This is a genomic window from Isoptericola haloaureus (assembly GCF_036689775.1).
GTDB classification, from domain to species: domain Bacteria; phylum Actinomycetota; class Actinomycetes; order Actinomycetales; family Cellulomonadaceae; genus Isoptericola; species Isoptericola haloaureus.
This window is the reverse complement of record NZ_JBAGLP010000116.1, coordinates 322,471-344,932: the sequence shown is the minus strand read 5'-3', so window position 1 is coordinate 344,932 and position 22,462 is coordinate 322,471. Positions and strand designations below refer to the sequence as shown.

Annotated in this window: 20 protein-coding genes; 13 read left to right on the top strand and 7 right to left on the bottom strand. The window is 74.5% G+C overall.

Annotated features, from left to right (window positions below; translation table 11 throughout):
- Positions 1-140: 140 nt before the first annotated feature.
- Positions 141-749 (bottom strand): class I SAM-dependent methyltransferase, encoded by a 609-nt coding sequence (locus V5O49_RS07045; RefSeq protein ID WP_332901602.1) that lies wholly within the window; start codon positions 747-749, stop codon positions 141-143.
- An 82-nt stretch (positions 750-831) separates the two neighbouring features.
- Here V5O49_RS07045 and hflX point away from each other — a divergent pair, with 82 nt between their 5' ends.
- The 3 genes from hflX to V5O49_RS07030 are packed head-to-tail and all read left to right on the top strand — an operon-like array spanning position 832 to position 5,421.
- Positions 832-2,364, top strand: a complete 1,533-nt coding sequence (gene hflX / locus V5O49_RS07040; RefSeq protein ID WP_332901601.1) for a GTPase HflX — start codon at positions 832-834, stop codon at positions 2,362-2,364.
- A 50-nt stretch (positions 2,365-2,414) separates the two neighbouring features.
- Positions 2,415-4,451 carry an ATP-dependent DNA helicase gene (locus V5O49_RS07035; RefSeq protein ID WP_332901600.1) on the top strand — a complete coding sequence of 679 codons (2,037 nt, stop codon included), beginning with the start codon at positions 2,415-2,417 and terminating at the stop codon, positions 4,449-4,451.
- A 10-nt stretch (positions 4,452-4,461) separates the two neighbouring features.
- Positions 4,462-5,421 carry an L-lactate dehydrogenase gene (locus V5O49_RS07030; protein ID WP_278237124.1) on the top strand — a complete coding sequence of 320 codons (960 nt, stop codon included), beginning with the start codon at positions 4,462-4,464 and terminating at the stop codon, positions 5,419-5,421.
- A 73-nt stretch (positions 5,422-5,494) separates the two neighbouring features.
- Here the strand turns inward: V5O49_RS07030 and lexA are convergent, their stop codons facing one another.
- Positions 5,495-6,247, bottom strand: coding sequence for a transcriptional repressor LexA (gene lexA / locus V5O49_RS07025; protein WP_278237125.1), 753 nt, complete (start codon positions 6,245-6,247; stop codon positions 5,495-5,497).
- 234 nt (positions 6,248-6,481) lie between these two features.
- Between lexA and V5O49_RS07020 the strand changes: the two genes are divergently transcribed.
- Both V5O49_RS07020 and nrdR read left to right on the top strand, forming a co-directional pair.
- Positions 6,482-6,823: a LysM peptidoglycan-binding domain-containing protein gene (locus V5O49_RS07020; RefSeq protein ID WP_332901599.1), complete on the top strand. Its 342-nt coding sequence runs from the start codon at positions 6,482-6,484 to the stop codon at positions 6,821-6,823.
- Positions 6,824-6,916: 93 nt separating this feature from the next.
- Positions 6,917-7,402, top strand: a complete 486-nt coding sequence (gene nrdR / locus V5O49_RS07015) for a transcriptional regulator NrdR (RefSeq protein ID WP_332901598.1) — start codon at positions 6,917-6,919, stop codon at positions 7,400-7,402.
- Positions 7,403-7,409: 7 nt separating this feature from the next.
- Here the strand turns inward: nrdR and serA are convergent, their stop codons facing one another.
- On the bottom strand, positions 7,410-8,648 hold the full coding sequence (gene serA, locus V5O49_RS07010; RefSeq protein ID WP_332901597.1) for a phosphoglycerate dehydrogenase: 1,239 nt from the start codon (positions 8,646-8,648) through the stop codon (positions 7,410-7,412).
- A gap of 43 nt (positions 8,649-8,691) precedes the next feature.
- Positions 8,692-10,953: a HelD family protein gene (locus V5O49_RS07005; protein WP_332901596.1), complete on the bottom strand. Its 2,262-nt coding sequence runs from the start codon at positions 10,951-10,953 to the stop codon at positions 8,692-8,694.
- A 143-nt stretch (positions 10,954-11,096) separates the two neighbouring features.
- On the opposite strand from V5O49_RS07005, the gene V5O49_RS07000 reads away from it, so the two are divergent.
- From V5O49_RS07000 to V5O49_RS06980, 5 genes are all read left to right on the top strand, one after another.
- Positions 11,097-12,413: a PP2C family protein-serine/threonine phosphatase gene (locus V5O49_RS07000; protein WP_332901595.1), complete on the top strand. Its 1,317-nt coding sequence runs from the start codon at positions 11,097-11,099 to the stop codon at positions 12,411-12,413.
- Positions 12,410-13,579 carry a sensor histidine kinase gene (locus V5O49_RS06995; protein WP_332901594.1) on the top strand — a complete coding sequence of 390 codons (1,170 nt, stop codon included), beginning with the start codon at positions 12,410-12,412 and terminating at the stop codon, positions 13,577-13,579. The genes V5O49_RS07000 and V5O49_RS06995 overlap by 4 nt, the downstream gene beginning before the upstream one ends.
- Positions 13,580-13,589: 10 nt before the next feature.
- Complete coding sequence (locus V5O49_RS06990) at positions 13,590-14,033, top strand: response regulator (protein ID WP_332901593.1); 444 nt, start codon at positions 13,590-13,592, stop codon at positions 14,031-14,033.
- Between the two features lie 90 nt (positions 14,034-14,123).
- On the top strand, positions 14,124-15,056 hold the full coding sequence (locus V5O49_RS06985) for a PAC2 family protein (protein WP_332901592.1): 933 nt from the start codon (positions 14,124-14,126) through the stop codon (positions 15,054-15,056).
- A gap of 216 nt (positions 15,057-15,272) precedes the next feature.
- Positions 15,273-15,476 (top strand): cold-shock protein, encoded by a 204-nt coding sequence (locus tag V5O49_RS06980; RefSeq protein ID WP_278237134.1) that lies wholly within the window; start codon positions 15,273-15,275, stop codon positions 15,474-15,476.
- Between the two features lie 110 nt (positions 15,477-15,586).
- On the opposite strand, the gene V5O49_RS06975 is transcribed toward V5O49_RS06980, so the two are convergent.
- Complete coding sequence (locus V5O49_RS06975; protein ID WP_332901591.1) at positions 15,587-16,492, bottom strand: spermidine synthase; 906 nt, start codon at positions 16,490-16,492, stop codon at positions 15,587-15,589.
- A 99-nt stretch (positions 16,493-16,591) separates the two neighbouring features.
- Between V5O49_RS06975 and V5O49_RS06970 the strand changes: the two genes are divergently transcribed.
- The 3 genes from V5O49_RS06970 to V5O49_RS06960 are packed head-to-tail and all read left to right on the top strand — an operon-like array spanning position 16,592 to position 18,742.
- Positions 16,592-17,029, top strand: a complete 438-nt coding sequence (locus tag V5O49_RS06970) for an SAV_6107 family HEPN domain-containing protein (RefSeq protein WP_278237136.1) — start codon at positions 16,592-16,594, stop codon at positions 17,027-17,029.
- Complete coding sequence (locus tag V5O49_RS06965) at positions 17,026-18,288, top strand: DNA polymerase IV (RefSeq protein ID WP_332901590.1); 1,263 nt, start codon at positions 17,026-17,028, stop codon at positions 18,286-18,288. Before V5O49_RS06970 ends, V5O49_RS06965 begins: the two co-directional genes overlap by 4 nt.
- 40 nt (positions 18,289-18,328) lie before the next feature.
- The gene (locus V5O49_RS06960; protein ID WP_278237138.1) at positions 18,329-18,742 is read left to right on the top strand and encodes a DUF3040 domain-containing protein; all 414 of its coding nucleotides are present in this window, start codon (positions 18,329-18,331) and stop codon (positions 18,740-18,742) included.
- Positions 18,743-18,874: 132 nt separating this feature from the next.
- On the opposite strand, the gene V5O49_RS06955 is transcribed toward V5O49_RS06960, so the two are convergent.
- Both V5O49_RS06955 and V5O49_RS06950 read right to left on the bottom strand, forming a co-directional pair.
- Entirely contained in the window at positions 18,875-21,139 is a 2,265-nt protein-coding gene (locus tag V5O49_RS06955; RefSeq protein WP_332901589.1) for a transglutaminase TgpA family protein, read from the bottom strand.
- The gene (locus tag V5O49_RS06950) at positions 21,136-22,461 is read right to left on the bottom strand and encodes a DUF58 domain-containing protein (RefSeq protein ID WP_332901588.1); all 1,326 of its coding nucleotides are present in this window, start codon (positions 22,459-22,461) and stop codon (positions 21,136-21,138) included. Before V5O49_RS06950 ends, V5O49_RS06955 begins: the two co-directional genes overlap by 4 nt.
- Position 22,462: the final 1 nt, after the last annotated feature.

The following is a 22,462-nucleotide window of genomic DNA, read 5'->3' as shown; positions in this document are numbered from 1 at the left end:
GCCGGACGCCACCGCGGTCGCCGGTCAGGTCCCGCGTCCGTCGGTCGAGCGTCCCGGACGCGCGAGATTCGTCTGCTGATCCGCCGCAGAACCGGGACGCTCGTCCCCTCACGGGACGTGCCCGGCCGCCCGGCGCGCCCTCAGCGCGTCACGTGCAGGATGCGGAAGCCCTTCGACGAGGCCGCGCGCCGCGTGGGTTGCCCGAGCTCGGCCTCGATCCATCGGGCCAGGGAGTCGGCGCCAAGGTTCTTCTGCACCACCAGCCACGCGCCGCCGTCGGGCGGGCACGGCGCCGTCAGCCGCGGCAGCCAGCGCCGCAGCATGTCGTGCAGCACCTGCTTGCCCACGCGGATCGGCGGGTTCGACCAGAGCGCGGCGAACGTGACGTCGTCGGGCACCTCGTCCGGCGTCATCGCGCGGACGCGGTCGGCGACCCCGAGCCGGTCGGCGTTGCGGCGCACCAGGTCCAGCGCGCGCTCGTTGACGTCGACGGCCCAGACCGTCGTCGCCGGGTTCTCCAGCGCCGCCGTGAGCGTGATCGGGCCCCAGCCGCACCCGAGGTCCAGCAGGTCGCCCGCCGGCGGGGCGGGCACCTCGTCGAGCAGGATCCGGGTGCCCTTGTCGACCCCGCCGGGGGAGAAGATGCCGGCGGCGACCTCGACGGTCGCCTCGCGTCCGGCGAGCCGCACGTCGAGGGTGCAACGCTCGTCGTCGGAGGCCGGTCGGGCCGTGAAGTAGTGGTCGCTCACAGCAGGAAGCGTAATGGGCTTCGTCGGGACGAAACCGCGTGGGATCCTTGTTGACGACGGAGAACCCATCGAGAGGACCGACTTGACCCACACCCCCACCGACCCCGAGCAGACCGCGACGGGCGCCGAGGCGACCGAGGAGCCCCGGGACGCGCAGTCGATCGCCCACGACGTGGTCGCACGCGTCCTCGCGAGAGCAGGGACGGCGCGGGCCGAGGGCGGGACCGTGCACTCCGCGTACGACGGCGACCAGCTCGACCTGGCCGAGCGCTCGGCGCTGCGTCGCGTCTCGGGGCTGTCCACCGAGCTCGACGACGTCACCGAGGTCGAGTACCGCCAGCTCCGGCTGGAGAAGGTCGTCCTCGTCGGCCTGCACTCCGGGGGCGAGGTCGCCTCCCGCGACGCCGAGATCTCGCTGCGCGAGCTCGCCGCGCTCGCCGAGACCGCCGGCTCCCAGGTGCTCGACGGCCTGCTCCAGAAGCGCGCCAACCCCGACCCGGGCACCTATCTGGGTTCCGGCAAGGCGGCCGAGCTCGCCGACATGGTCGCCGCCAGCGGTGCCGACACCGTCGTCGTCGACTCCGAGCTCGCCCCGTCCCAGCGTCGCGCGCTGGAGGACGTCGTCAAGGTGAAGGTCGTCGACCGCACCGCACTGATCCTGGACATCTTCGCCCAGCACGCCAAGTCGCGGGAGGGCAAGGCGCAGGTCGAGCTCGCCCAGCTCGAGTACCTGCTGCCGCGCCTGCGCGGCTGGGGCGAGTCGATGTCCCGGCAGGCCGGTGGCCAGGTCGGCGGCGCAAGCGCCGGCATGGGCTCGCGCGGTCCCGGCGAGACGAAGATCGAGCTCGACCGCCGCCGGATCCGCAACCGCATGGCCAAGCTGCGACGCGAGATCGCCGCGATGGCGCCGGCCCGGGAGACCAAACGTCTCGAGCGTCGTCGTCACGCGGTGCCGAACGTCGCGATCGCCGGGTACACGAACGCCGGGAAGTCCTCGCTGCTCAACGTCCTCACCGACGCCGGGGTGCTGGTCGAGAACGCCCTGTTCGCGACCCTCGACCCCACGGTGCGGCGCGCCCGCACCGAGGACGGCCGCCTGTACACGCTCGCCGACACCGTCGGGTTCGTGCGGCACCTGCCGCACCAGCTCGTCGAGGCGTTCCGCTCCACCCTCGAGGAGGCGGGCGACGCGGCGCTGCTGCTGCACGTCGTCGACGCCTCCCACCCCGACCCCGAGGGGCAGATCGACGCCGTCCGCGAGGTGCTGTCCGACATCCCCGGGGTGGAGGACGTCCCCGAGATCGTCGTGCTGAACAAGGCCGACCTCGCCGACCCCGTCACCGTGGGACGGATCCAGCGCCGCGAACGGCGCACCGCCGTCGTCTCGGCGCACTCCGGCGAGGGGATCGCCGAGCTCAAGGCGCTGATCGCCGACGCGCTGCCGCGCCCGGCCGTGGAGATCGACCTGGTCGTGCCGTACTCGCGCGGCGACCTCGTGCACCGGGTCCACGAGCACGGCGAGCTCGCCGACGAGGAGTACCTCGCCGAGGGCACGCGCCTGCGCGGACGGGTCGACGCGGCGCTCGCGGCCGAGCTGGACGCCGCGGCCGTCTGAGCGCTGTGGACCCGTCCGGCGGGGTCGTCGGTCGCCCGTAGGATCGCACGGTGACCTCGTCCGACCCCGCCGCCGCACCCGACGTCTCGACGCTGCTCGACCGCGCGGTCGGGGCCCTCGGCGGCAGCCCGCGCGAGGGCCAGCGGGAGATGGCCTCGGAGGTCGCGCGGGCCATCGACGACGGGCGGCACCTGCTCGTGCAGGCCGGCACCGGCACCGGCAAGTCCCTGGGCTATCTCGTGCCCGCCGTGCGCCACGCGGTGACGCAGGAGGAGCGGGTCGTGGTGTCGACCGCCACGCTCGCCCTGCAGCGCCAGGTCATCACCCGGGACCTGCCCCTGGTGGCCGACGCGGTGGCGCCGGCCCTGCCGAGGCCGCCGCGGGTCGCCCTGCTCAAGGGGTGGCACAACTACCTGTGCCGGCACAAGATCACCGGCGGCTACCCGACGGACGACGCCACGCTGTTCGACCTGCCGCCCGACCCCGGCCCGGGCGAGGGGGCAGCCGCCGAGCAGCACCCGGCCACCCCGCGCGGCGGGGACGCGGCGTCGGACCGGCTGGCCGACCAGGTGCGTCGGCTGCACGCCTGGGCCGAGGAGACCGACACCGGGGACCGGGACGACCTGGTCCCCGGCGTCCCGGACCGTGCCTGGCGGCAGGTGTCGGTCACCTCCCTGGAGTGCCTCGGTCAGCGGTGCCCGGTCTTCGACGAGTGCTTCGCCGAGCAGGCGCGCGCCACCGCCCGCGAGGCCGACGTCGTGGTCACCAACCACGCCATGCTGGGGATCGCCGCGTCCGGGAACCAGCACGTCCTGCCGGAGCACGACGTGCTGGTGGTCGACGAGGCCCACGAGCTCGCCGACCGCATCACCTCCGCCGCGACGGTCGACCTGTCGGCCGGCACGGTCGAGCACGCGGCCCGGCTCGCCCGCCGGCACGGCGGCCGGACCACGGACGACCTCGACGCCGCCGCCCAGGGCCTGGCGCAGGTGCTCGCCACGGTCCCGGCCGAGCGGTACCCCCAGGGGCTGCCGGAGTCGTTGCACACCGCCGTGTCGGCGGTGCGGGACGCAGCCCGCGGCCTGCTCGCCGAGCTGCGGCCGGAGCCCGGTGCCGAGCCCGACGCCGGTATCCGTATGGCGCAGTCGGCGATCCAGCAGCTCTTCGACGTGGCCGAACGCATGGCGGCCGAGGACACGAGCGACGACGTCCTGTGGTGCTCCCGCCCGCCCGCCGACGCGCCCTGGGGCGACGGGGTCGCCCGGCTGCACGCCGCGCCGCTGGCCGTCGCGGGGCTGATCAGCTCTCAGCTGCTGACCGAGCGCACCGGTGTCCTGACCTCGGCCACGCTGACGCTGGGCGGCAGCTTCGACCCGCTGGCACGGTCCCTCGGGCTCGCCGCCTCCACCGGCGACGACGACGGCGACTGGCGCGGGATCGACGTCGGCAGCCCGTTCGACTACCGCCGCCAGGGCATCTGCTACGTGGCCAAGCACCTGCCCGCGCCCGGGCGCGAACCCACCACCGAGGCGCAGCTCGACGAGATCGCCGGACTGGTCGAGGCGGCCGGCGGGCGCACGCTGGGGCTGTTCTCCTCCCGCCGCGCCGCGACGGCCGCGGCCGAGGCGATGCGCGAGCGGCTGGACGTCCCGGTGCTGTGCCAGGGCGACGACCAGCTGCCGAGCCTGGTGGCACAGTTCGCGGCCGATCCGGCGACGTGCCTGTTCGGCACGCTGTCCCTGTGGCAGGGGGTGGACGTGCCGGGGGACGCCTGCCGGCTGGTCCTCATCGACCGGGTACCGTTCCCGCGCCCCGACGACCCCGTCAAGGCGGCCCGAGCTCGCGCGGTCGAGCAGTCCGGCGGCAACGGGTTCATGCAGGTCGCCGCGACGCACGCCGCGCTGCTGCTGGCGCAGGGAGCCGGGCGGCTCATCCGCTCCCAGGAGGACAGGGGCGTCGTGGCGGTCCTGGACCCCCGCCTGGTCACGGCACGGTACGGATCCTTCCTCACCCGGTCCCTGCCCGACTTCTGGCGGACCACCGACCAGGATCTGGTCCGCGGTGCACTGCGGCGGCTCGACACATAGTCTGTCCTGCGTGAACGCACCCCGCAGCACGACCAAGCTCGCCGTGGTCGGCGCCGGATCCGTCGGCGCCACCCTCGCCTACGCCGCGCTGGCGCGCGGTACCGCGCGGACCGTCGCGCTGATGGACGTCAACAAGTCCAAGGTCGACGCCGAGGTGCTCGACCTGCAGCACGGCGGCATGTTCGTCCCGGAGGCCGAGGTGATCGGCTCGGACGACGTCGAGGTGTGCCGCGGCGCCGACGTGGTCGTCGTGACCGCCGGGGCGAAGCAGCAGCCGGGGCAGTCCCGCCTGGACCTCGCCGAGGCCACCATCGGCCTCACGCGCAAGATCCTGCCCGGTCTGGTCGAGGTGGCCCCGGACGCGATCTACCTGATGGTCACCAACCCGGTCGACGTCGTCACCTATGCGGCCCAGCAGATCTCCGGCCTGCCGCCGGAGCGGGTCTTCGGGTCGGGCACCGTCCTGGACTCCTCGCGGCTGCGCGCCGCGCTGGCCGAGCACTGCGGCGTGGCGACGGCCAACGTGCACGCCTACGTCGCGGGGGAGCACGGCGACTCGGAGATCGCGCTGTGGAGCTCGGCGCGCATCGCGGGCGTCCCGCTGCTGGAGTGGGAGCACCTGCCGGGCCGGCCGCCGCTGGACGACGCGGCGCGGGCGGCCATCGCCCGCGACGTCGTGGAGTCGGCGTACAAGGTCATCGCCGGCAAGGGGGCCACCAACTACGCGGTCGGCCTCGCGGCGACGCGCATCGTCGAGGCGGTGCTGAAGAACGAGCACCGGGTGATGCCGGTCTCGACCCGGGTGGACGGGTTCCACGGGATCGACGGCGTCTGCCTGTCGATGCCCACCCTGGTCGACTCGCGCGGTGCGACCACCGTGATCGACACGCCGGTCTCCGACGAGGAGGCGGCCGGTCTGCGCGCCTCGGCCGAGAGCGTGCGTGCCGTGCTGCACCGCTTCGGGCTCTGACCCGCCCCGGGTCCGGCGCGGACCACCGCACCGGACCGCCAGGCGCCCGGTCGACCGACCGGACGGCACGCCGTCAGAGGCTGCGGAGCACCGCCACCACGCGACCCAGGACCTGCGCCTCGTCGCCGGCGATGGGGGAGTAGGCGGGGTTCTGCGGCAGGAGCCAGGTGTGCCCGTCCGCCTGCTTGAAGGTCTTGACCGTCGCCTCGCCGTCGATCATGGCGGCCACGATCTCGCCCTGCTCCGCGACGTTCTGGCGTCGGACCACGACCCAGTCCCCGTCGCAGATCGCGGCGTCCACCATGGAGTCGCCGGCGACCTTGAGCAGGAACAGCTCCCCGTCGCCCACGAGCTGGCGCGGCAGCGGGAAGACGTCCTCGACGACCTGCTCGGCCAGGATCGGCCCACCGGCGGCGATCCGTCCGACGAGGGGGACGTAGGACGGTGCCGGCGTCTCCTCGCCCTCGCCGTCCGGCGTCGGCGCGGCGGGCACGGGCGGCGCGGGGGGCGCTGTGGTGCTGGCGGTCCGACCGGTGTCCGGGTCGACGACCTCCATCGCGCGCGGCCGGTTCGGGTCGCGGCGCAGGTAGCCCTTGCGCTCGAGCACGGTCAGCTGGTGCTTGACGGACGAGGGGCTCGCCAGGCCGACGGCCTCGCCGATCTCGCGCATGGTGGGCGGGTAGCCCCGTGACTCGACCGACTCGCGGATCGTGGTGAGCACGCCGCGCTGGCGTGCCGTGAGCCGGTCCGGTCCGGGGGCGAGCTCCGAGACCGACGCCAGGCCGTCGCCGGTGCCCGTCCCGTCGTTGTGCTGTCGCGTCGTCATGCGTCGCTCCCGTCGTGCCGTGTCTGGGTGCGGGGACGGGTCCGCCGGGGTGAACCCGACATTCCTGCCATCCCGCTGCGGTCAGCCTAGGCCAGATCACCTGCGACATCAAACATCTGTTCGACATCTCTCGACTCGTGTCGCCGTGTCGTGGTACTAATAAAACACGTGTTCGACGAACATGTGTTCCACGAACGTCTGTACGAACGAACTCGAGCCGGAGGGACAGGCGTCATGACCACGATGACGGCACACCCGATCAGCGTGCAGGACAGGTGGGGGCTGACCGGGCTGCGGCTGACGGCCCGCGGACGGGTCGTGCTGGCCGTGCTGGCGCTGGCGGTCAGCCTGCCGCTCGCCTTCGCCGGGGGGCAGGCGGTGGCGGGCTCGCCCGGTGAGCCCCTGGAGGTCCGCCTGCACACGGTCGCGCCCGGGGAGACGCTCTGGGACTTCGCGGCGCCCCTGACCGACCCCGGCCAGGACGTGCGCGACGTCGTCGCCGAGCTTCGCGACCTGAACGGTATGACGGAGTCGTCCCTGCGGGTGGGGCAGGTGCTGGTGCTGCCGAGGTCGTAGCCGGCGCGGGCTGTGTTGCACCGGAGGCGGGCCTGCGCATACTTTCGTCGGGCAGCCGGGCAGGGGCCCGGCACCGACCGCAGGAGACCTCGGATGCACTGCCCTTTCTGCCGGCACGCCGACTCGCGCGTCGTCGACTCGCGGACCTCGGACGACGGTGCGTCGATCCGCCGACGCCGTCAGTGCCCCGAGTGCCAGCGTCGGTTCACGACGATCGAGACCGCGAGCCTGTCGGTCGTCAAGCGCTCCGGCGCCACCGAGCCGTTCAGCCGCGAGAAGGTCGTCTCCGGGGTCCGCAAGGCCTGCCAGGGCCGGCCCGTCAGCGGCGACGACCTCGCGCTGCTCGCACAGCGGGTCGAGGAGACGTTGCGCTCCAGCGGCAGCGCCGAGATCGACGCCTACGAGATCGGTCTGGCGATCCTCGGACCGCTGCGGGAGCTGGACGAGGTGGCGTACCTGCGGTTCGCCTCGGTCTACCAGGACTTCGACTCCCTGGAGGACTTCGAGGCGGCGATCACCTCGCTGCGGGCGGAGCGACTCGAACGCGAGTCGTCCGCCGCGCAGCGTGCGGAGGGGTGAGCGCGCCTCAGTGCGCGGCCGGACCCGGAGGGAACTCCGGCCGGTCGAACGCGTCCCGGATCCGCAGGCGCACCGTGGTGTCCATCGCCATGAGCTTGCTCGAGGCGCCGCGGTGGGTCACGTCGGAGATGTCGGTGACCACGTAGCCGAGCTCGCCGTGCGTGGCGAGCATCTGGGCCTCGATGTTCGCGCCGTGGTCGGCGAAGACCTGGTTGACGGCCGCCAGCACACCCGGCACGTTGCGGTGCAGCAGGGCGATACGGCCCACACCGGTGTGCTCGAGCTGCAGGTTGGGCAGGTTGACGGACAGCGTGGTCGATCCCGTGAGCAGGTAGTCACGCAGCTTCTTGGCCACGAACAGACCGATGCTCTGCTGGGCCTCCTCGGTCGACCCGCCCACGTGCGGGGTGAGGATCACGTTGTCCAGGCCGCGCAGCGGCGACTCGAAGTGGTCTCCGCGCTTCTTCGGCTCGGTCGGGAAGACGTCGACCGCGGCCCCGGACAGGTGGCCGCTGAGGATGTGCTCGCGCAGCGCCTCGACGTCGACGACGAAACCGCGCGAGAGGTTGAGGAAGATCGCGCCCGGCTTCATGCGGGCGAACAGGTCGTCCCCGAACAGCCCGGCGTTCCCGGCGCGTCCGTCGACGTGGATCGTCACGGTGTCGGAGACCTCGAGCAGCTCGCCGAGGGTCTCGACCCGACGGGCGTTGCCGAGGGCCAGCTTCTCGGAGGTGTCGAAGAAGACCACGTTCATGCCGAGGTTCTCGGCCAGCACCGACAGCTGGGAGCCGATGTTGCCGTAGCCGATGATGCCCAGCGTGCGGCCGCGGACCTCGTGCGACCCGTCGGCCGTCTTGTCCCACACACCGTCGTGCAGCGCCTTGTCGCGCACCGTCAGCCGGCGGGTCAGGGCGATGATCTCCGAGACGGCCAGCTCGACGACAGAGCGGGTGTTGGAGAACGGGGCGTTGAACACGGCGACGCCGTGGCCGGCGGCGGCCTCGAGGTCGATCTGGTTGGTGCCGATCGAGAACGTCCCGACCGCCAGCAGACCGGGGGAGGCCTCGATCACCCGGCGGGTGACCTGGGTCTTGGACCGGATGCCGAGGATCTGGAAGTCCGCGAGAGTCTCGATCAGCTCGGACTCGTCGAGGGCACCGGGTCGGGTCTCGACCTCGATGCCCGCCGCTTCCAGGATGGCGACGGCGTCAGGGTGGATGTTCTCGAGAAGGAGGGCGCGCAGCACGACCCTATGGTGCGCCTCCCGGGGCGTCGGGGCCAAACGTGTCTCACCCCTCGTGCACGAGCCCCGCCGGCAGGTCCGCGGCGTGCACGACGACCAGACGCTGGGTGGGGCGCGTCATGGCCACGTAGAGGTCTCCCCAGCCGCCGGCGCCGGCGGCCACGGCCGCCGGCTCGACGACCACGACCGCGTCGAACTCGAGCCCCTTGATCTCTCGCGGCGGGGCGACGAGGACCTGGGCGTCCTCGGGGCGCTGCCGGTCCAGCCGCGCGGCCTCGTCGGCGCCGAGGGCGTCGGCCACCGCGGCGGCGACCGGTGCGCGCAGTCCTGCCACGGCGTCCTCGGGGGCGATGACGGCCACCCGTCCGGCGCCGTCGGGGTCGACGTGCTCGCGCGCCTCGGCGGCGACGCGGCGTGCGGTCTCGGCGACGAGGTCGTCGGTGGGCGCGACGACGAGGGCGTCGGCCACGTCGCGGGCGGCCGTGAGCGGGGACACGGGCAGCCCGGCCTCGACCGCGACACGCTGCGCGGTCGTGGCGACCTCGGCCGGGGTCCGGTAGGAGACCGTCAGCTCGTGCAGGCGCCAGCCGTCGCGCAGGACCGACCCGAGGGTCTTCTGCCACGAGCGGGACCCGGCCGCGGACGAGGTCTGCGCGACGTCCCCGACGATCGTCAGGGAGCGGGTGGGCACCCGGCGCACCAGGGTGTGCCACGCCATCGGGCTGAGCTCCTGCGCCTCGTCGACCACGACGTGCCCGTAGGTCCACGACCGGTCCGACGCCGCGCGCTCCGCCGTCGTCAGGGTGGGTCCGGACTCGGCGAACCGCGCCGCCAGGGTCTCGGCGTCGACCATGCCCTGGCCCGCGCCGGAGCTCTCCAGCATCTGGCGGGCGTACTCGACCTCGGCCGCGCGGCGTGCCTCGGCGGCCTGGGCCTCGGCCCGCGCGACGGTGTCGTCCTCGCCGAGCAGCTCGGCCGCCTCGTCGAGGATCGGCACGTCCGACTCGGTCCAGCGTGCGCCGCGGTCGCGGCGCAGCGCGGCCCGCTCGTCCTCCGTCAGCTCCGGTGCTGCCTCCGCCAGCCGGTGCGGCTTGGCCCACAGGTCGGCCACGAGCCGCTCGGGCGTGATCGGGAACCACGCGAGGTTGATCGCCACCCGCACGTCCCGGTCCGAGCGCAGGTCCTCGGTCAGCACCGCGAGGTCGTGCTCGGTCACCTCGCGCTGGGTGCGCTCGCGGTACTGCTCGACCAGCTTGCCGAGCATCTCGCGCACGAAGGTCGCGCGCGCCTCGTTGTGCGGCTTGTGCGTGCGGCGGGCGCGCGCCATCGCGTCGCGCACGTCCCGGCGGCGCACGTGCAGCTCGACGCCGTCGATGCGTACCGGCACGTCCTGCGCGGGGACGCGCTCGCGGGCGCGCACGGCCCGCTTGATCGCCGCGCGCCAGAGCAGCCGGCCCTTGATCTCCGCGGCGGCGGGCGTCTCGACGCCGTCCGCGGTCAGCCCGGGCAGCAGCTCGGCGATCGTGGTCGACACCACGCCGGTCTCGCCGAGGGAGGGCAGCACCTGGTCGATGTAGCGCAGGAACGCACGGCTGGGACCGACGAGCAGCACGCCGGAGCGCTCGAGGAGCCGGCGGTGGGCGTACAGCAGGTAGGCGGCGCGGTGCAGGGCCACGGCGGTCTTGCCGGTGCCGGGCCCGCCCTGCACGACCACGGCCCCGCCGAGCTCGTCGCGCACGATGCGGTCCTGCTCGCCCTGGATCGTCGCCACGATGTCGGACATCCGGCCGGTCCGGCGCCGCGCCAGCGACGCGAGCAGCGCGCCCTCGCCCGACAGCGTGGAGACGTCGAGCCCGTCGTCGACGGCGTCGAGGTCCAGGACCTCGTCCTCCAGACCGGTGACGGTCCGCCCCGTGGTCACGACGTGACGACGTCGACGCACGCCGTCCGGGTGCCGTGCGGTGGCGCGGTAGAAGGCCTGGGCGGCGGGCGCGCGCCAGTCGGTGAGCAGCGTGCGGTGCTCGTCGTCGGTCAGGCCGATCCGGCCGATGTACCGCTCCTCGCCGGTCTCGAGGTCGAGCCGCCCGAAGGCGAGCCGGTCCTCGACGGCGTCCAGGCGGGCCGCCCGGTCCGCGTACATGGTGGCGAAGGCGTCGCGCTCGCTGCGGTTCTGCGGCGACCCCGACGGCCCCTCGCGTCGGACCGCCGCGAGCCGCTCGCGCGCGGTGGCGCGCAGCTCGTCCAGTCGCTCGTAGAGGCGGTCGACGACCACCTGCTCGCGCGCCAGCTCGTCGTGCCTGCCCGCCACGCGTCCTCCCGGTGCTGCTCGGTGTGCGGCCGACCATCATTCCACGTCCGGGCGCCCTGTCGTGCGTGCGGTCGGGGTGATGTGCCACGACGCGCCGCCCGCGGCCGGTGACGTGGAGCACACTGGCGCATAGGATCACCCGCATGAGCAGCGGCGACGGGGATCACGACGGCGCCGAGCCGGCGCACGGGTCGCTGCCGTGCGTCCTGCTGGTCGAGGACGACGACGGCGACGCGGTGCTGGTCGACGAGCTGCTCTCCGACGCCGAGATCGACGTCGAGCTGCGCCGTGTCGTCTCGGTCTCCGAGGCCGAGGACGAGGTCGCCACCGGCTCGGTGGACTGTCTCGTGGTCGACCTCGGGCTCCCGGACGCCGTCGGTCTGGACGCCGTGCAACGGCTGCGGCGGGCGGGCACCCGGCACGCCGCGCCGCCCGCCCTGGTGGTGCTGACCGGACTGGGCAGCGTGGACCGGGGCGTCGAGGCGGTCGCGGCCGGCGCCGACGACTACCTCGTCAAGGGCGAGGTCGGACCGGACCTGCTCGGGCGGTCGTTGCGGTACGCCCTGCAGCGGCGCCGGTCGGTGGCCCAGGAGCGCGCGCTGTACCGCAGCGAGGTGCGGGCGGCGGAGACCGAGCGCCTCGAGAAGGCGCTGCTGCCCCGGCCGCTCGTCGAGGACCCCGCGGTCTCGGTCATGGTGGGCTACCTGCCCGGCGGGGAGGGGCTGCTGGGGGGCGACTTCTTCGACACGGTGGAGACGGCGGACGGCCGGGTGCTCTCGGTCATCGGCGACGTGGCGGGCCACGGGCCGGACGAGGCGGCGCTCGGGGCGACCCTGCGCACGGCGTGGCGGACGCTGGTACTCACCGGGACGCCGCCCGAGGAGATCTTCGCGGGGCTGGAGACGGTGCTGCGCACCGAGCGTGCGCGGCCGGAGATCTTCGTGACGCTGTGCCAGGTGACGATCGCCGCCGACCGGTCCACCGTCGACGTCTGTCTCGCCGGGCATCTGGCGCCCATGCTCCTCACGGGGCCCGTCGGCGGCGTGCGCTGCAGCGTCGTGCGTCCGGTCGAGCGCGGCCGGGCGCTGGGCGTCCCGGTACCCGGGGGGTGGCCGACGCAGCGGATCCCCCTCGGCGAGCCCTTCGCCGTGCTGACCTACACCGACGGACTCGTGGAGGCGTCGCTGGCCGCCGAGGATCCTCCCGGTCCCGCGGCGGGTGGACGACGGCGCGGGGCGCTGCGCGTGGGCTTGGCCGGCCTGGCCGACCTGGTCCAGGACGAGCTGGACACCGACGGGATCGTCGGGATCGTCGAGCGCGTCCTGCGCCGGGTGCGGCGGCTGCACGGCGGCCCGCTGGTCGACGACGCCGCGATGCTGGTCGTCGGGTGGACCGGTGCCGACGACGTGCCGGGGGAGCGGTCCTCGACGCTGGCCGACTCGGTGGAGTGGGCCCGATGAGCGCGTCGAGCTCGGTGCTGGACCGCGTACGCCGGCTGCTGCGGTGGGCGACCGTCGCTCTCGTCGGCGGCCTCGTGGTCGCGGTGGTCGCCACGCTGTTCTCGTTGCAGCTGCTGACCGCGGGGGCGGACGCCGAGGCCATCGACGACGCCAGGGTCTGGAACGAGGTGCTCCTCGCGGTCGTGCTGCTTCTCGGCGGTGTCGGCGTCGCGGTGGCGTTCGCGGTCTGGCGGGAGGTGCGCGTGGGCCTCACGACGCCGCTGGCCACCCTCGCCTCCGAGGTGCGCGCCGCCAGCACGGGAGAGCACGACCACGAGATCCCCCTGGTCGGCTCGGGCGAGGTGGCGGCGTTGTCGCGCGACGTCGAGGACATGCGGCGCGAGCTCGTCGCCCAGGTGGCGGACGCCCGGGCGGCGCACCAGGAGGTCGAGGACGCCCACGTGCGCCTGCGGCAGCAGGCCGCCGAGCTGGAACGGTCGAACCGCGACCTGGAGCAGTTCGCCTACGTCGCCTCCCACGACCTGCAGGAGCCGCTGCGCAAGGTGGCCAGCTTCACCCAGCTGCTGCAGAAGCGCTACGGCGACCAGCTCGACGACCGCGCCGACCAGTACATCGCCTTCGCCGTGGACGGCGCCCACCGCATGCAGCGGCTCATCCAGGACCTGCTGAGCTTCTCCCGGGTCGGCCGGTCGGGGGAGAAGCGCGAGCGGGTGGACCTGGCGGACGCCCTGGACCACGTCCTGGCCGACCTGTCCGAGCGCATCGCGGACAAGGGGGCCGAGGTGACCACCGACCCGCTGCCGGTGGTGGAGGGCGAGCGGGGCCCGCTGACCATGCTGCTGCGCAACGTCGTGGGCAACGCCCTGAAGTTCTCCCACCCGGACCGGCCGCCCCGGGTGCACCTGTCGGCCCGCCGGGTCGCCGGACCGGAGGGCGACGAGTGGGAGCTGACCTGCGCGGACAACGGGATCGGCATCGACCCGCAGTACGCCGACCGGGTGTTCGTGATCTTCCAGCGGCTGCACCCCAAGGAGGTGTACAGCGGCACCGGCATCGGCCTGGCCCTCGTCAAGAGGGTCGTGGAGCACCACGGCGGCCGGGTGCGGATCGACACCGGCGTCACCGAGGGGACGACGATCCGCTGGACCCTGCCGGCGTCCGACTAGGGTGTCGTCCATGACGGAGCAGCAGGTCGGAATCGAGGTCCTCCTGGTCGAGGACGACCCGGGTGACGTGCTCATGACCCGGGAGGCCTTCGCCGAGCACAAGGTCGCCAACCGCCTCTGGGTGGTGTCCGACGGCGTCAGCGCGCTGCAGTTCCTGCGCAAGGAGGGGGAGCACGCCGAGGCGGCGCCCACCCCCGACCTGGTCCTGCTGGATCTGAACCTGCCGCGCATGGACGGCCGCGAGGTGCTGGCCGAGGTCAAGCAGGACGCGGCGCTGCGCCACATCCCCGTGGTCGTCCTGACCACGTCGGAGGCGGAGGAGGACGTCCTGCGCTCCTACAGCCTGCACGCCAACGCGTACGTGACGAAGCCGGTCGACTTCGAGCGCTTCATCGACGTCGTGCAGCAGATCGACGAGTTCTTCGTCTCGGTCGTGCGCCTGCCGCAGCGCTGAGCGACCCGGCCGGGATGATCTGACCGCCGCCGTCGGTTGTGGCCCGCGAGGGGTGCGACCGCACCCGGCAGCTGGTGCGAAGGAGGAACGGTGCAGGACCCGCAGAGCATCTACGAGGTGGATCACGACGCGGTGGAGCGCACCCTGGGGACGTCCGAGGACGGCGGGCCCGCGTCGGCGCCCGTGCTCGTGCACGCGGTGCGGGGCTTCGTCGACGCCGGCGCCGCCGGTGAGCTGGCGGCGGAGCACCTGCTGGAGCGGTTCACGACGACCCGGCTGGTCACCTTCGACGTCGACCGGCTCGTCGACTACCGCTCGCGGCGGCCTCCCATGACGTTCGACGCGGACCGGTGGGCCGGCTACGACGCCCCGGAGCTCGTCGTCGACCACCTGGTCGACGACGAGGGCACGGGCTTCCTGCTGCTGCACGGCGTGGAGCCGGACCTGCAGTGGGAGCGCGCCGCGGCGGCGGTGCGCGGGATCGTCGACGAGCTGGGCGTCTCCCTGACCGTGGGCCTGCACGGCATCCCGATGGCGGTGCCGCACACACGCCCGCTCACCCTGACGGTGCACGGGACCCGCGAGGGCCTGGTCGACGACCACGCCTCCTACTTCGGCCGGGTCCAGGTGCCGGGGTCCTGGGAGGCCCTGCTCGAGTACCGGCTCGGGGAGACCGAGCACGACGCCATGGGGTTCGCGGTGCACGTGCCGCACTACCTGGGGCAGTCGCGCTACGTGCCGGCGGCCGTGGTGGCCCTGCAGCAGCTCGAGAAGGCGACGGGGCTCGCCCTGGCCACGGGCGGGCTCGACGAGGCCGCCGGGCAGGCCCGTGTGGAGGTGGCCGAGCTGGTCGCCGACAACGAGGAGGTCGCAACGGTCGTGCACCAGCTCGAGGAGCAGTACGACGCCTTCGCCCGGTCGGTGGGGCGCACGAACCTGCTCGCGGAGGACTCCGCGCTGCCCACGGCCGACGAGCTGGGCGCCGAGTTCGAACGGTTCCTCGCCGAGCGCGGGGACGAGTAGCACGGGGCCGGCGGCACGGGTCGATGAATCATGATGTTTCGCCTGGGTGACACCTGGCGGTCATGGGGCACGATTCCGTGCAAACCGACGTGATCCGTGCCACACTGACCGGCGTCGCATCGGCGTAGCAGCGCACGAACCGGCGTCGGCGTCCGGTGCGGCGGCGGGTGCCCGTCCGGGGCGCCCGTGCACCGGACGGAAGGTCGAAGGATCAGCATGGCGCAGGGTTCCGTGAAGTGGTTCAACGCTGAGAAGGGCTACGGGTTCATCGCCCAGGACGGCGGCGGTGCCGACGTCTTCGTGCACTACTCGGCGATCCAGACGCAGGGGTACCGCACCCTGGACGAGGCCCAGCGGGTCGAGTTCGAGATCACCCAGGGTCCGAAGGGCCCGCAGGCGGAGCAGGTCGTCCCTCTCTGAGGCGAACCGCACCAGCGCAGGCCGTCTCCCGCGTCGGGAGACGGCCTGCGTCGTTCCCGGGCGCCGCTCGCCGCCCGTCCGGTCGGGACGCTCGCCCGGGTGAGCGGGGCTCAGGGCAGCGGCGCGGCCCCCGCGACGAACCGGGACAGCTCCGCCCCGGCGAGGACGTGGGCGGGGACGGCCAGCGACCGCAGCGCCCGCCCGAGGTCGGCGGCCCGCACGTCGAGCGACCCCGGTGCGTCCGGCACGCCGTCCGGCGCGGCGTCCTGCTCCGGCGAGGTCACGGCGACGATCGTCACGTTGCCGTACCGGCGCCCCTTGAGGATCGCCGGCTCGGCGACCAGGGCGAGCCGTCCCTGTTCGATCGGGTCGTCCCCGAGCGCGTCCGCGACGGACGCCACCTCGCGCCGGGCCGTCGTCAGGGGCGGCCGGTCGGCGCAGTTGGCCAGCAGCAGCCCGCCCGGTCGCAGCGCCCGGACGCACGCCTCCGCGAACGCCCTGCCGACCAGGTGCTCCGGGGTGGTGTCGCCGTCGAAGACGTCGCGGACCACCACGTCGGCCAGGCCGGGCGCGAGGCCGGACAGCGCGCGACCGGCGTCGTCGGCGCGCAGACGCAGGGCGGGGGAGCGGGGCAGGTCGAACCAGTCGCGCACCAGCCGCAGGAGCTCGGCGTCGATGTCCACGCCGATCTGCCGCGACCCGGGCCGCGTGTGCTCGACGTACCGGGGCAGGGCGCAGCCGGCCGCTCCGAGATGGACGGCCCGCACCGGTCCGGCGGGCAGCGCGTCGACGACGGCGGCCATCTGCTGCAGGTACTCGAAGGCGAGGAAGCCGGGGTCGGCCAGGTCCAGGCACGAGCTCGGCACCCCGTTGACGTGCAGGGTCAGGCGCTGCGGGTCCTCCGGGTCGACCTCCACGCGCGCCGTGCCGGTGTCGATCGGCACCTCCTCCCGGGGGAGTGTCGGTGCCTCGCGGGAGGATCGGTCGCGACGGGCGCGGCGGGAGCGTCTGGCCATGGCCGACATTCTCTCGCGACCCGGGCTGTTGACAGGAGTCGAACAGGTGTTCGACGATGAGGGTGCGGGGCGAACCCGCCCGGGGTCAGGAGGTCTGTGATGTCCGCACGTGACGGAGTCCCGGCGCCGGAGCGCGTCCAGCAGCTGCTCGCCCGCGCCGACGCCGAGCTCGCGGCCGCCGTGGAGGCGCACGACGCCGGCGACCGTTTCGTGCATGCCCACCTCGCGGCGCTGCGTGCTGCGGCCGCCGTCGTGGCCTGGCACGGGGACGCGCCGCGCCGGGGTCGTGCGCGGCCCGTGTGGGAGCTGCTGAGCGGGGTCGAGCCCGAGCTGGCCGCGTGGAGCGTCTACTTCGCCTCGGGGGCGCGGCTGCGCGCCGTGGTCGACTCCGGCCACGGGGACGAGGTGCCGGCTCGTCGCGCCGACGAGCTGCTGGCCTGCGCCGAGGACTTCCGCGACGAGGTCGGGCTCCGGCTCGACCCGCAGGCCGGGTTCACGCTCACCGGCGTGCACGGGCCGTCGACGGCGGCGTCATGAGCCGCGGTCCGCGCTCCGCCGCCGTCCGCCGGGACTGGGGGACGGACGAGGAGGGCGCGACGGTCCTGCACGTGGACATGGACGCCTTCTTCGCCTCGGTGGAGCTGGCACGCCGGCCGGAGCTGCGTGGTCGGCCGGTGATCGTGGGCGGTCGGGACCGGGGCGTCGTGCTCGCCGCCACCTACGAGGCCAGGGCCTACGGCGTGCGGTCCGCGATGTCGATGACGCAGGCCCTGCGGCAGTGCCCCCAGGCGGTGGTGGTCCGCCCGGACCACCATGCCTACCGCGACGTCTCCCGGTCGGTCATGGAGATGCTCGGTGACATCACCGCGGTCGTGGAGCAGGTCTCCGTCGACGAGGCCTACCTCGACGTGGCGGGTGCTCGCCGTCGGCTCGGGCCCCCGACGGCGATCGGGGCGGCGCTGCGCGAGCGCGTGCGCGCCGAGCACGGGGTGACGTGCTCGGTCGGGATCGGGCGCAACAAGCTCGTCGCCAAGCTGGCCTCCACGCACGCCAAGCCCGACGGCATGCTGCTCGTTCCCCGGGACGCGACGGAGCCGTTCCTGCGCGCCCTGCCCGTGGGGGCCCTGAACGGGGTCGGTGACAAGACCGAGGCGGTGCTGGCGCGGTGGGGGATCACCACGGTCGCCCAGCTGGCCGACACCGAGGTGGACGTCCTGCGAGCCGCCGTCGGACCCGTGGCCGGGCAGCACCTGCACGACCTCGCCTGGGGCCGGGACCCGCGGCCGGTGGTGGCCGGCCGCGCGGAGCGGAGCATCGGCGCGGAGTCGACCTTCGAGCGTGACGTGGCCGACCGCGAGGAGCTCGTGCACCGGCTGCACGAGCTGGCCGACCGCGTGGCCGCCCGGCTGCGTCGCCACGAGGTCGTCGCCCGCACGGTCACGCTGAAGGTGCGCACCAGCGACTTCCGCACCGTGACCAGGTCCCGGACGGTGGAGACCCCGACGGACGTGGCCCAGGAGCTGTTCGCCGTGGCCCGCGAGCTGCTCGTCGGTGTCGACCTGGGCGGGCTGGCCGTGCGGCTCGTCGGGGTGCGTGGGGAGAACCTGCGAGCCCGGACGGGGCTCTCGAGCCAGCCGACCCTGTTCGACGCCGAGGACGACCGCAGCGGGGCCCGTCGCGAGGCCGAGCTCGCCGTCGACGCGGTCCGCGCGCGCTTCGGGACGTCCGCCGTGGCGCTCGGTACGTCGTTCGCCCCCTCGTCGACTACCATCCATGGTTCAGCGGGCATATCCTAGAAGAACGTCAGTCGACCACACAGCGAGATCGGGGGGCCCGATGCCTCTGTCGGAGTACGAGCAGCGCGTTCTGGAGCAGATGGAGCGCGCGCTGGAGAGCGACGACCCCCGGCTCGCGACCACCCTTCAGCAGTCGCGGCGGCGTTCTCCGCTGCGTTTCGTGCTCGCCGGGGTCGGCGTCGTCCTCGGCCTGCTGCTCCTCGTGATCGGTGCTGCCTCGCAGATGGCGTGGCTCGGGGTGGTCGGCTTCGCGCTGATGTTCGCCGGTGTCGCGTTCGTCTTCGCCGCGCCCCGCAAGAAGGGCCCCCAGGGCGTCGTCAAGGACGACGGCAACGTGACGCCCTCGGCGGCGGCGTCCGGTGGTACCCGGACCGCCAAGCCCAAGCCCAAGAGCGCCGGGTTCCTCGACCGCCTCGAGGAGCGCTGGAACAAGCGTCGCGACGAAGGTCGCTGAGCTCGGCTCGACCCTGACGTCCCGGACCTGAAGCAGGGCGGACGCACCTCGTCGGGCGTTCTCGCCCCCCGGCCCCTCCGATCTCACCGCTCGGCCCGGCCCTGTCGCTCGGCCCGGCCGGACGTTGCGCGGTCAGCGTCCCGAGGTCACGCCCCTCCGCGCACGTCGCGCCTCGGCCAGTCCGTCGGTCACGGCCTCGGCCAGTTCCGCGAGGTCGGTGTCGGGCTCGGAGCCGTCCGGTGCCGCGTACCGGCTGCGCTCGACGGCCTCGGCGATGCGGTGCAGCCCGTCGCGCACCTCGGGGGACGGCTCGCGGCCGTGCGCCGCGGTGACCGCGGTGACGATGGCCTCCGGCGCCTGCCGGGGCGTGGTCGGGGGAGGCAGCGTCACGCCGTCGCGGGCGAGCGCCGCCAGGACCCGTTCCCACGCCCTCTCGGCGTCGACCGGGCCGTCGTCGCGACGACGGCGCACGAGGGCGACGCCGGCGGCCGCGGCACCGAGCACGACGAGCCCGACGACGGCCCACACCCAGACGGCCGGACCGCCGGAGTCGGCGCCGCCCGAGACCGCGACCGGGGGTGCGGACGCCGCCGGCTGCTGCTCCTGGCGCTCCTCGGGCGGTACCTGCTCGGGCACCGGCGGGACCTGGTCGGCCTGATCCTGGGCGGCGGTGCCGTCGTCCCGCGGCGTGGTGTGCTCGGGCGGCGCGCCCGTCTGGATCGCCGGCGTCGGCTCGAACCGGACCCAGCCGACTCCCTCGAAGTAGAGCTCGGGCCAGGCGTGCGAGTCCTGCCCGGTGACCTGCCAGGTCGAGGAGTCCTCGGACTCCTCGACGGTGTCGCCGGGCAGGAACCCGACGCCGAGGCGGGCGGGGATGTCCAGCGTGCGGGCCATCATCGTCATCGTGGTGGCGAACTGGACGCAGTAGCCCGTGCGGTGCTGCAGGAAGTCCCACACGGGGTCACCCGTCCCGCCCCGCGGGAGCTCGGTCGAGTAGGTGAAGGACGACGGGTCCCGCAGCCACTGCTGCAGCGCGACCGCCTGGTCGTAGGCGGTGGGGGCCTCGCCCGCCACCTCCGCGGCGAGCGCGGCGACGTCGGCGGAGTGCTCCGTCTCGGGCACCAGCAGGTAGGCGTCTACGGCCGTGCCGGGGCCGGCGGCGCGCAGCCGCTCGGGGTCCAGGTCGCGGGGGCGGACCGAGACGGCGAAGGTCTCGCCCTCGTCCGTCCGGTCCCCGACGACCTCGTCACGGATCGCGTCGTAGCCCCAGGTCCCGGTGGCGTCCACCCGGCGCGGCTCGCCGGGCACCGGGAGCTGGTCGTCGCGCAGCGACCCGATCGTGACCGCCACGTCACGCGCTCCGGCGAGGTCGCCCTGGTCGACGTCGTCGGGCCACAGCAGGTCGTCCGGGCCGAACGGCTCGCCGGTGCGCTCGTCGCCCCGCTGCCAGCGGCGGCCGTCGAACGCGGAGGTCGTGTAGGTGCGCCAGGGGCCGACGCCCTCGGACGGTCCCGTGTAGGTCAGCACCACCTCGCCCGACCGCTCGGTGAGGCTCCCGAGCACGTCCAGGTCCTCGGAGAGCTGGATGGCGTCGCCGGAGGTGGTGAACGCCTGGTACCAGGCGCCCGCGTACCCCGGCAGCGAGTCCGAGGCGCTGGCCACGAGCCCGGCGCCGAGGGCCACCACGACGGCCACCGCGGTGGTGACCACCGAGCGGAACCCCTCGGCACGGCGCACGGGGGCCGGGGGGCGCTCGGGGCGGCGTGGCCGTGGGCCCCCGCGCGGCGAGACCGTCAGGAGGAGCAGCAGCGCCGCCACCACGACGACGAAGACGGTGCGGGGCACCTCGCCGACCAGCACCAGGGGCGGGGCCCACAGGGCCAGCAGCGGCAGCCCGACCCCGGCGTACCAGTGCAGCCCGCCGGCGAGGGCGTCGGCCAGCAGCAGCACCGCGAGCGTCCCTCCGACGGTGAGCAGGGCGATGGGCAGCGTGCCCGGCACGGGCGCGACCTGGGAGCGGATGATCTCACCGGCCTCGCCCAGGCGCGCCACCACCCGGCCGAGGTGCTCGGGTCCGACGAGCAGGTCGGGGTCCGACGTCGGCGCCCCGAAGCGCGACAGGACGAACCAGCCGGCGACCGCGGCCCCGGCGAGGGTGGGCAGCGCCGACCCGGACCCGGTCTCGGTGGTCCCGCGACGGCGGGCCCGTGCGTCCATCAGCCCGCGGGTCACGGTCGTGGCGACCGAGACCAGCACGATCCCGAGCAGGCCGGTCCGCACCCACGGGCCGGGCAGCACCAGCTCGGTCAGCGCCGTCATCGACGCGGCGACGGCCAGCGCGACGAGGAGGCCGGTGGCCACGAGCCGCACGACCGGACCGGTGTACGGGGGGATCATGCGACACGCTCCGTGACGGCGGACCACACCCGTTCCGGCGGTGTGCCCGGTGCGCAGGTGGTCACCCGCCAGCCGGCGGCCCGCAGGTCGTCCGCCGTCGGGTCGACGTCGTGGCGCATCCCCTCGGCCCGCGGGACGACGAGCAGCGCCCAGGACACCCCGTCCGCCCCGAGGGAGGCGATCGCGTGCCGTGCCGCGCCCGCGGTCGGGCCGAGGACCGCGACGGTGATCTCGGACTGCGTCCGGTCGGCGCGCAGGGCCGCCACGGACTGCTCGAGGGCGCGTTCGGCCGCGGTGCCCCGCAGCCCGCTGAGGTCCACGGTGGCGTCCAGCACCACGGCCCGTCCGGTCTGCACGCCGGTGACGTGCGTGAGCGGGTGGTGCGCACCGCCCGTGGCGGCCAGGCGGGTCGGGTGGCCCGCCTCGAGGAACGAGGTGGCGATCGACGCCGCCAGCTCGACCGCCCACTCGCCGTCGGCGACGGCGGCGTGCGTCGGCGCCCGGCCGCCGGGACGCTCCTCCGCGGCCGGTGCGAGCAGGCCGCTGTCGAGCAGGACCGTCACCGGGCGGAGCCCCGCGCTCTCGTCGGCCCGCACCATGAGGCGTCCCTGGCGCGCCGAGCCGGCCCAGTGGACGCGGCGCGGGTCGTCGCCGGCCACGTACTCGCGGAGCACCGAGTCGTCGGAGGAGGCGAGGCGTGCACCGGCGGCGGCCCGGTCGACGTCGCCCAGCGCGGCGTTGCGCGCGGCCACCCGGGTGGTCCGGGGCCACACCGACACCGCGGTGCTGGTCCCGAGCGGTTGCGTGGTGCGGGCCAGGCCGAAGACGTCGGTCCGCGTGGTCAGCACCGGACCGAGCGCCCAGCGTCCGCGTCGCACCGGCGCGATCGCGTACTGCACCGCCACGTGGTCGGGGTGCGCGCGCACCTGCGCGCGGATGCCGTGCGGCCCGGCCAGCTCGTGCGCGGCCTGCTCGGAGAGCCGCAGCCGGGCGAGCCGTTCGAAGGCTGCCCCGGTGCGGGCGCGGGCGCGCACGACCAGACGGGTGGTGGCCTGCTGCCCCGCGACCACGGGGTGGGGTGCCAGGTGCCGCTCCACGTCGAGGGCGCCGCGTCCGGCGTCCAGGCGCTGCAGTCCCAGCGAGACCCAGGCGGCCGCCACGACGAGCAGGGCCGCGGCCCCGAGGCCGACGAGGTCCGGCAGGTCGAGCACGACGCCGACGACGGCGAGGACGAGGCCGGCGCAGACCAGCAGGGCTCCCCGTGCGGTCGGGCGCACCCGCACGAGCCGCCGGAGCGCGTCCAGGACCTGCTCGACCGCCATG

Coding starts and splice junctions, on each gene's coding strand:
- V5O49_RS06950 (WP_332901588.1), bottom strand. CDS start 22,461: ATGGCGGTCGAGCAGGTCCTGGACGCGCTCCGGCGGCTCGTGCGGGTG.
- V5O49_RS07000 (WP_332901595.1), top strand. CDS start 11,097: ATGAGCAGCGGCGACGGGGATCACGACGGCGCCGAGCCGGCGCACGGG.
- V5O49_RS06980 (WP_278237134.1), top strand. CDS start 15,273: ATGGCGCAGGGTTCCGTGAAGTGGTTCAACGCTGAGAAGGGCTACGGG.
- V5O49_RS06970 (WP_278237136.1), top strand. CDS start 16,592: ATGTCCGCACGTGACGGAGTCCCGGCGCCGGAGCGCGTCCAGCAGCTG.
- V5O49_RS07020 (WP_332901599.1), top strand. CDS start 6,482: ATGACCACGATGACGGCACACCCGATCAGCGTGCAGGACAGGTGGGGG.
- V5O49_RS06990 (WP_332901593.1), top strand. CDS start 13,590: ATGACGGAGCAGCAGGTCGGAATCGAGGTCCTCCTGGTCGAGGACGAC.
- nrdR (WP_332901598.1), top strand. CDS start 6,917: ATGCACTGCCCTTTCTGCCGGCACGCCGACTCGCGCGTCGTCGACTCG.
- V5O49_RS06975 (WP_332901591.1), bottom strand. CDS start 16,492: ATGGCCAGACGCTCCCGCCGCGCCCGTCGCGACCGATCCTCCCGCGAG.
- V5O49_RS06965 (WP_332901590.1), top strand. CDS start 17,026: ATGAGCCGCGGTCCGCGCTCCGCCGCCGTCCGCCGGGACTGGGGGACG.
- V5O49_RS06960 (WP_278237138.1), top strand. CDS start 18,329: ATGCCTCTGTCGGAGTACGAGCAGCGCGTTCTGGAGCAGATGGAGCGC.
- lexA (WP_278237125.1), bottom strand. CDS start 6,247: ATGACGACGCGACAGCACAACGACGGGACGGGCACCGGCGACGGCCTG.
- V5O49_RS06955 (WP_332901589.1), bottom strand. CDS start 21,139: ATGATCCCCCCGTACACCGGTCCGGTCGTGCGGCTCGTGGCCACCGGC.
- V5O49_RS06995 (WP_332901594.1), top strand. CDS start 12,410: ATGAGCGCGTCGAGCTCGGTGCTGGACCGCGTACGCCGGCTGCTGCGG.